The sequence below is a fragment of the Humidesulfovibrio sp. genome (assembly GCF_030689645.1).
Taxonomy (GTDB): Bacteria; Desulfobacterota; Desulfovibrionia; order Desulfovibrionales; family Desulfovibrionaceae; genus Humidesulfovibrio.
On record NZ_JAUYFU010000029.1, the window covers coordinates 1 to 2,039 of the forward strand.

A 2,039-nucleotide genomic window follows, 5' to 3' on the forward strand; every position below is an offset into this window, starting at 1 on the left:
CTGCACCGCGCCAAGCTCAAATGGCCCCACTTCGCCGATAGCCTGGACCACGCCTTGGATGTTCTGGACGAGGAGCGTGATGAACTTGCCGCTGCGATCCTGAATGATGACATCCAAGGCCCGCACGGCGTCATCCGCGAGGCAGCCCAGGTTGCCGCCGTGGCCATCCGCATCATCGAGTACTGCCTCAAAGCGCAGAGCCGCGAGGAGGCCCCCCATGCGTAACGCCCCCCTGACTGCTGACGATGCCGACGCCCTACGTACGGCGGAACTGAGTCTGTCCAGCGCTGTGCCCTGCCACAATGGCGCTGAGTGCGTGATACCTGAGTGGGCGCTACGTGCGCTTGCTAACACTGTCAGGGCCATGTCCCCGCCCCCTGACGCGGCGGAGATTGATGAGATTGGAACGCTGCTCAACCACGAAACAGTGCCACACTGCTGCGGCTGCTGGGTAATCCAGTATGGCAATAACGATGTGGTCCTGCGGGCTCGGTGCAACGAATGCGGAAAAACCGTTGATCTTCTCTCCCTTCTCACCACTCCCCCTGACGTGGCGGTGCGGCAGGCGGTGGAGTACCTTTCGAGCGGTTGGGGCGAGGGTTCCGAGGCGTCTCGATTCAAAGCCCACGTCGATACTTTAATCCGCGCCGTGCAGGCCCCGCGCCTGACGCGGGAGCAGGTGAAAGAAGCCTACCTCGACGGATACGAGGACGGGAACGAAGATGGGCGCGCCCTAACAGGGTGCAGGAATGTTTGCGAACACACCCCCAGGTACGACCCCGACACGGCCTGGGCTAAAAGTGATACCCGCGCCGCGTTCCCCGAAGCGTTCGCGGGGGAGGTGAAGCGTGGATAACCGCTGGTATTCCGCAGCGATTGCTATTTTCCGTAATTGGTGGAAGCAGTTGTGGTGCGAACACTCCTACATGTTCGCTTTGTCCGAAGGCGGTGAAACATTTTATCAATGCTTAAAATGCGGCCACGCAAGGCATATAAGGTAGATCTTATGAATAATCGTATTGCTGACGCCTACAAAAAGGTCCAGCCCGCCCGATGCCCTCACTGCGGCTACACGCCGGGCGCTATTCCGTCCGACTTCGACGCCTACGAGCAAGCCAACTGCGAACACAGGGAGAGCCACGCGGGACACGCCCCCGCAGAACTGGAAGGCGAGGACACAAGCGAGGGATGCGCGAAGCCCGCCCCCGCGCCGCTGCCGGGAGATGACGGCGTGATGTGCGCCCGCCTGCTTTTCGCCTGCACAGGGCACCCCCATGCGTTGATCCCATGGCCGCACCGACTGCTGCATGACGCCGTTGCCCACATCTCCGACCTCACGCGCCGCTTGGCCGAGGCGGAGGCGGGGAATGGACGTTTCGCAGACATGCTTGAGAGTTCCGTTGCAGACTGGCGGAAACTCTACGCTGAAGAGCGCGCAGAGCGTGTGAGAATTGAGGGCATCCTGTTGAATGACGTACAAGATGAACGTCAAGAGTCGGATGAACATATCAAGGGGTTAGTTACAGTAATCAAGACGCAGGACAAAAATATTGGCGACCTCAAGGCTCACATACAGCGCATCGGAGTTGACCATGATGACGTGGAAGCCCGCGCCGAATCCGCCGAGGCCCGCGTGCGGGAGCTGGAGGAGGAGAACGTGCGGCTTCGTCCACGGGCGGAGATCGCCGGTTCCTTGCTTACTCGCACCAGCAAAGCTGAAAAGCGGTGCCGAGAGCTTGAGGAAGAGCTGACGCTGTGCCTCAAAGAAGCTCCAGTTGGAATCCTTGCGGCCATTTGCGACATGAACAAAATCTTGGGCCTTGAAATGCCCAAGACCAGCTACACAGAAATACCGCCAGCAATACAAGCTGTAGTTGCACGCGCCGAAGCCGCCGAGTCCCGCGTGCGGGAGCTGGAGGCAAAGAAAGACGCAGCGTTTTGGCAAGGCTGGGCTTTGCTGGCTGGTTTCATTACCGGGTCCCACGATGAACAGTCACTGGTGGAGGAAGCTGCAAGAGAACACGGCGTAACGCTAGCGC

The 2,039-nt window shown here is 59.9% G+C and carries 3 protein-coding genes; all 3 read left to right on the forward strand.

Annotated elements, in window-relative coordinates:
* Positions 1 to 225: hypothetical protein (locus tag Q8O35_RS04950; RefSeq protein ID WP_305571258.1), on the forward strand; the 225-nt coding region annotated here is incomplete at its 5' end.
* A 139-nt stretch (positions 226 to 364) separates the two neighbouring features.
* Entirely contained in the window at positions 365 to 856 is a 492-nt protein-coding gene (locus Q8O35_RS04955; protein ID WP_305571260.1) for a hypothetical protein, read from the forward strand.
* A 108-nt stretch (positions 857 to 964) separates the two neighbouring features.
* On the forward strand, positions 965 to 2,039 hold a 1,075-nt coding region (locus tag Q8O35_RS04960; RefSeq protein ID WP_305571263.1), incomplete at its 3' end, for a hypothetical protein.